The organism is Micromonospora sp. NPDC049060 (assembly GCF_040649055.1).
Taxonomy (GTDB): domain Bacteria; phylum Actinomycetota; class Actinomycetes; order Mycobacteriales; family Micromonosporaceae; genus Micromonospora; species Micromonospora reichwaldensis.
Genome location: NZ_JBEZEV010000154.1, coordinates 1 through 6,044 on the forward strand (window position 1 = coordinate 1; position 6,044 = coordinate 6,044).

4 protein-coding genes are annotated in these 6,044 nt (G+C 73.5%); all 4 read right to left on the reverse strand.

Annotation, left to right across the window (positions count from 1 at the left end; all coding sequences use genetic code 11):
• Positions 1 to 87: 87 nt before the first annotated feature.
• From mraY to AB0B83_RS29705, 4 genes are read right to left on the reverse strand one after another with little or no spacing between them, the layout of a single operon-like run.
• Positions 88 to 1,215 carry a phospho-N-acetylmuramoyl-pentapeptide-transferase gene (gene mraY, locus AB0B83_RS29690; protein WP_357580941.1) on the reverse strand — a complete coding sequence of 376 codons (1,128 nt, stop codon included), beginning with the start codon at positions 1,213 to 1,215 and terminating at the stop codon, positions 88 to 90.
• Entirely contained in the window at positions 1,212 to 2,636 is a 1,425-nt protein-coding gene (gene murF, locus AB0B83_RS29695) for a UDP-N-acetylmuramoyl-tripeptide--D-alanyl-D-alanine ligase (RefSeq protein ID WP_357580942.1), read from the reverse strand. The genes mraY and murF overlap by 4 nt, the downstream gene beginning before the upstream one ends.
• A complete protein-coding gene (locus AB0B83_RS29700) occupies positions 2,633 to 4,195 on the reverse strand; it encodes a UDP-N-acetylmuramoyl-L-alanyl-D-glutamate--2,6-diaminopimelate ligase (protein WP_357580943.1) in 1,563 nt (520 codons plus the stop codon). Before AB0B83_RS29700 ends, murF begins: the two co-directional genes overlap by 4 nt.
• 52 nt (positions 4,196 to 4,247) lie before the next feature.
• The gene (locus AB0B83_RS29705; RefSeq protein WP_357580944.1) at positions 4,248 to 6,005 is read right to left on the reverse strand and encodes a penicillin-binding protein 2; all 1,758 of its coding nucleotides are present in this window, start codon (positions 6,003 to 6,005) and stop codon (positions 4,248 to 4,250) included.
• Positions 6,006 to 6,044: the final 39 nt, after the last annotated feature.

The window sequence follows — 6,044 nt, forward strand, 5'->3', positions numbered from 1 at the left end:
GTGCTCAGCGGCCTGATCCGCCAACTCGTGCCGGTGGAACTGCTGGCCGACGCCACCCGGGCCCCGCGGCGGAAACTGCCGGCCGGCTCAGGTCATGTTCGCGAGGAACTCGCTGTAGAACAGGCCCAGCGCGATGGCCACGCCGATGCCGGCGATGATCCAGAAGCGGACCACGATGTTGACCTCGCTCCAGCCGGCGAGCTCGAAGTGGTGATGCAGCGGCGACATCCGGAACACCCGCTTGCCGGTGGTGCGGAACGAGATGATCTGGATCACCAGGGACATCGTGATGATCACGAAGAGGCCGCCGATGATCGGCAGCAGCAGGATCGTCCGGGTGGACATCGCCATGCCGGCGATCAGGCCGCCGAGGCCCAGCGCGCCCGTGTCGCCCATGAAGATCCGCGCCGGCGAGGTGTTCCACCACAGGAAGCCCACGCAGGCCCCGGCCGCCGCACCGGCGATCAGCGCGATCTCCAGCGGGTCCCGGACGGCGTAGCAGTAGTCCTGGGTGTAGTTCGGGTCGGCGCACCAGTGCCGGTACTGCCAGAACGCGATCAGCGCGTACGCGGCGAGGACCATCACCGAGGCACCGGTGGCCAGGCCGTCGAGGCCGTCGGTGAGGTTGACGCCGTTGGTCGCGGCCATCACCACGAAGATGAAGAGGACCACCGCGCCGATCTTGGTGATGTCGAGCGCCGGAATGTCCCGGATGAAGCTGAGCGTCGTGCTGCCCACGGTCTCGGTGTTGGTCTGCGCGCCCGAGGCGTCGGTCATGGTGCTCGGGAAGTAGAGCGCCACGACGCCGAAGACCGCGCCGACCAGGATCTGCCCAAGCAGCTTGCCCCGCTTGTTGAGCCCGCCGCTGTGCCGCTTGCGCACCTTGAGGAAGTCGTCGATGAAGCCGACCGCGCCGGAGAAGACCATCAGCCCCAGCAGCACCAGCGCGGTGATCGTCGGCTCGACCTGGGCGATCTGCGCGTCCGGCAGGGTCGTCAGCGCCAGGTGCCCGGCCACGTACGCGATGACCGTGGCCAGGATGAACACCACGCCGCCCATCGTCGGCGTGCCCTTCTTGCCCTCGTTGCTGGCGAGCCCGAGGTTCGACCGGATCGGCTGGCCGGCCTTCAGCCGGGCGAACACCTTGATCGCGATCGGGGTGGCGAGCAGCGAGACCAGGAAGGCCACCCCGATGGCGACGATGACCGCCCTCATGCGGCGCCGCCCCCCGTCGCCGTCGGATCGGATCCGTTGCCGGCGGCGTCCGCGCGCAGCGCGTCGGCCACCTCCCAGGTGCGGTACCGGGAGCCCTTCACCAGGACGACGTCGCCCGGCCGTAGTTCGCTCCGCAGCACCTCGACGGCCGCCGCCTGATCGGTGAGCAGCACCGACTCTCCTCCCCAGTCACCTACCGATGTCGCGCCTTCGTGGATCGGCGCGGCCGGCTCGCCCACCACGAGCAGCCGGTCGACGCCCAGTTCGGCCGCGAGCCGGCCGACCTCGGCGTGCCCGTCGCGTTCGAAGGGACCCAGCTCGGCCATGTAGCCGAGCACCGCGACGGTGCGCCGCTCCCGCCCGATGCCGGTCAGCGCGCGCAGCGCGACCGCCATCGAGGCGGGGTTGGCGTTGTACGAGTCGTCGATCACGGTCACCCCGTCGGCGCGTTCGAAGACGTCCATCCGACGGGTGGAGACCAGCCCCATGGCGCCCAGCGCGATGGCCAGCTCGGCCAGCGGCATGCCCAGCTCGCGGGCCACCGCGGCGGCGGCGAGCGAGTTGGACACCTGGTGCCGGCCGGTCAGCCCGAGCCGCACCGGCGCGGTCCCCTCCGGGGTGACCAGGGTGTACGCGGGCCGCCCCCGGTCGTCCAGCGTCACGTCCTCGGCCCGCACGTCGGCGTGTGCCGCCTCGCCGTAGCGGACCACCCGGGCGACCGTGCGCGAGGCCATCGCGTCGACCAGCGGGTCGTCGGCGTTCAGCACGGCCAGGCCGTCGGCGGGCAGCGCCTCGACCAGTTCGCCCTTCGCCAGCGCGATCGTCTCCACCGAGCCGAACTCGCCGATGTGCGCCACCCCGACGTTGAGCACCACGGAGATCCGGGGCGGCACCACGTCGCAGAGGTAGCGCACGTGCCCCACTCCCCGGGCGCCCTTCTCCATCACCAGGTAGCGGGTCTCGGGCCCGGCCTGCAACGCCGTGTACGGGTGCCCCAGCTCGTTGTTGAACGACCCGGGCGGGGCGACGGTCGGGCCGAGCCGCGCCGTGAGCTGCGCGATCAGGTCCTTGGTGGTGGTCTTGCCCGACGAGCCGGTCAACCCGACGACGGTGAGCCCGGGCAGCCGGTCGACCACCGCACGGGCCAGCCGGCCCAGCGCGGCCAGCGCGTCGTCGACAAGCACCATCGGCACGCCGGGCACCTCCCGGGTGCCGAGTACGGCCACCGCGCCGGCCGCCACCGCGCCCGCGGCGTAGTCGTGCCCGTCCACCTTCTCGCCCGGGAAGGCGACGAAGAGCGCACCCGGGCGCACCTTGCGCGAGTCGAACTCGACCGGGCCGGTGACCCGGGCCTGCGGGTCGGCGCCGGCCAGCCGCCCGTCGACCGCCGAGGCGACCTCGGCCAGGCTGAGCGGGATCACCGCTGACCCGCCGGGTCGGCGAAGCGGGCGCGCAACGCGTCGGCCAGCTCGGTACGGTCGTCGAACGGATACACCTCGCCACCGACCTCCTGCCCGCGCTCGTGGCCCTTGCCGAGCACCGCGACCACGTCGCCCGGCTCGGCCAGCCGGACCGCCGCGTCGATCGCCGTCCGGCGGTCGGCCACCTCCTCCACGCGGGCCGTCGTGCCGGCGCGCCGGGCGCCGGCGAGCACCTCGGCCCGGATCGCCGCCGGATCCTCGGTGCGCGGGTTGTCGTCGGTCACCAGCACCACGTCGGCTCCCTCCGCCGCGGCGGCGCCCATCACCGGCCGCTTGCCCCGGTCCCGGTCCCCGCCGGCACCGATCACGCAGATCAGCCGGCCCGCGCTGAGCTCCCGCAGCGCCGCCAGCGCGGCGACGATCGCGTCCGCCTTGTGCGCGTAGTCGACCACGCCCCGGACCGGGCCGGGGGCGTTCACCAGCTCCAGCCGGCCGGGGACCCCGCCGCACGCGGCGACCCCGGCGGCGGCGGTCTCCGGGTCCACCCCGGCGGCAACCAGCACGGCGATCGCCAGCAGGGCGTTGGCCACGTTGTGCCGGCCCGGCAGCGCCACGCCGGCCGCCACGGTCAGCCCGTCGGGGCCGTGCGCGGTGAACCGCTGCGCGTAGCCCTCGCCGCCGACCTCGTCGGCCCACCAGGTGGCGCTCGGGTCGCCGGCCGCCGAGTAGGTGACCGTCGCCGGGCGGTACAGCGACTTCAGCGCCGGGTCGTCGTGGTTGAGCACCTCCACCGCGCAGCGCCCGTCGAACAGCTGCGCCTTCGCGGCGAAGTAGTCCGCCGTGTCGGCGTGGAAGTCCAGGTGGTCGGAGCCGAAGTTGGTGTAGCCGCCAACGGTGAACCGGACCCCGCCGACCCGGCCCATCGCCAGGGCGTGGCTGGAGACCTCCATGACCACTGCGGTGACGCCGCGCTCGCGGGCGGCGGCCAGCATGGCGTGCAGGTCGGTGGCCTCGGGCGTGGTGCGCACGCTGTCGATCGCCAGGTCGCCGAGGCGGGTCTCGACGGTGCCGATCAGGCCGGTGGTGTGGCCGGCGGCGCGCAGGCCGGACTCGACCAGGTAGGCCGTCGAGGTCTTGCCGGCCGTCCCGGTCACCCCGATCACCGTCAGTCCCTCGGTCGGGTCGCCGTAGACGGCGGCGGCGAGGGTGCCCAGCGCGGCGCGCGGGTCGGACACCACAAGCGCCGGCAGGCCCGCCTCGGCCGCCGCGTCGGCGCCCGCCGGGTCGGTCAGCACGGCCACCGCGCCGGCGGCCGCCGCACCGGCGGCGAACTCCGCACCGTGCCGGCGGGCGCCCGGCAGGGCCGCGTACAGGTCGCCGGGACGGACCTCCTGGCTGGCGTGGGTCACCCCGGTCACCGCCAGCTCGGCGGCGCCCTCCGGGGGCTCGACGGCGAGCCGGGCGGCGAGGTCGCCGAGCCGGACACCGATCACGGTACGGGGACGAGGATTGCCGGGCACGGCGTCAGACCCTACCCGGTCGTCCGGTTCCGGCCGCACTGCCGCCCCGGTGGTTCGTCCGCACTCACCGATGATGTCGCGGCGTGGCCGCTCAACGCGGATAGACCGTGAACTTCGGGGCCTTCTCCCCACTCGGCGGCACCCCGTAGTGACGCAGCGTGAACTGCATCATGTCCCGGAACGCGGGGGCCGCGATGTCCCCGCCCCCGCCCGAGGGGGTGTGCGCGAAGACCGCGATCACGTAGCGCGGCTTCTCGGCCGGGGCCATCCCGATGAACGAGGCCACCTCGCCGAGCTGCTTACGCCCGTCGACCAGCCGCCAGCCGGTGCCGGTCTTGCCGGCGACCCGCCACTCGGGGATCGCCGCGGCCCTGCCGGTCCCGTCCTCGACAGTGGTGACCGCCTCCAGGATGGTCCGCAGCGCGGCGGCGTTCTCCGGGCTGAGCACCGACCGGGTGACCGGAGGGTCGGTCGGCGTACGCTTCCCGTCCGGCCCGATCACCTCCTTGACCAGGCGCGGCTGCACGTACGTGCCGTTGTTGGCGATCGTCGCGTAGACGGCGGCCATCTGCAGCGGCGTGGCGTCCACGCTGTGCCCGATCGGCACCGACCCGTACGACGACCCGCTCCACTCGTCGAGCGGCAGCAGCCGCCCGCTGGCCTCGCCGGGCATGCCCACCCGCGTCGGCTCCCCGAGGCCGAAGCGCTTCTGGTAGTCGATGAGCCGCTCCGGGCCGAGCTTGTCCGCGATCTGGATGGTGCCGACGTTTGACGAGTACGCCATCATGCCGGGCAGGCTCATCTGCTTTCCGTGCGCCTTGTGCGTGTCGCTGAACCAGACGCCGCCCATCTTGATGCTGTTGGCGATCGGCAGCGTCGTGTCGGGGGTGATCACGCGCTCCTGGAGCGCGGCGCCGAAGGTGATCGCCTTGTGCACCGAGCCGGGGTCGACCACGAAGCTGGTGGCCGCGTCCTCCCGGTCCTTCGGGTCGCTCGGCGTGGGCTTCGCCGCGTTGTAGGTGGGGTGGCTGGCCTGGGCCAGCACCTCGCCGGAGGGGACCTCGATCACCACGGCGGCGCCGGTGCTGCCCTTGCTCTGCGCCATGTGCCGGCTCAGCATCCGCTGCACCATGAACTGCAGGTCGCGGTCGACGGTGAGCTGGAGCGAGCTGCCCGGCCTGGCCTTCGTCGTCTCGCTGTAGCCGCCGGGGATCGGGGCGGCCAGGTCGCCGAGGCCGACCTCGTAGACCCGCTTGCCGTCCTTGCCGCGCAGCACGTCGTCGTAGCGGGCCTCCAGCCCCTCCAGCCCGACCATGTCCTGGCTGGTGAAGCCGAGCAGGTTGGCCGCGAGGTCGCCGCCGGGCACCTCGCGGCGCTCGTCGCGGTGGGTGTAGATGCCGGGCAGCTCCAGCCCTGTGATCTTCCGGGCCCGGTCGATGTCCACCCCCCGGGCCAGGTATTCGAACTGCGAGTCGACGCCGTTGACCCGCTTGCGGGGCTTCATCTTCTCGGCCAGCTCCGAGGCCGGCATGCCGAGCAGCGGGGAGAGCGCCCTGGCGGTGGCCTGCTGGTCCTTGACCTGGGTGGGGTCGGCGTAGACGTAGCGCGCCTCGACGCTGTGCGCCAGCGGGGCGCCGGACCGGTCGTAGATGGCGCCGCGCGCCGCCGGCAGCGTGACGGTGCGCAGCCGGTCGGCGAGACCACCGCCGGCGTACGCCGGAGTCTCCACGGCCTGGAGGACCACCAGCCGGATGCCGATGACGGCGAAGAGCGTCAGGGTGAGCACGGTGCCCAGCCGCAGCCGGCGCCGGGGGTCGGCCAGCCGGGGCGGCTTCGACCAGGTGCGGATGCTGCGCGAGGCGCTCGACTCGGCGACCGGTGACCCGGC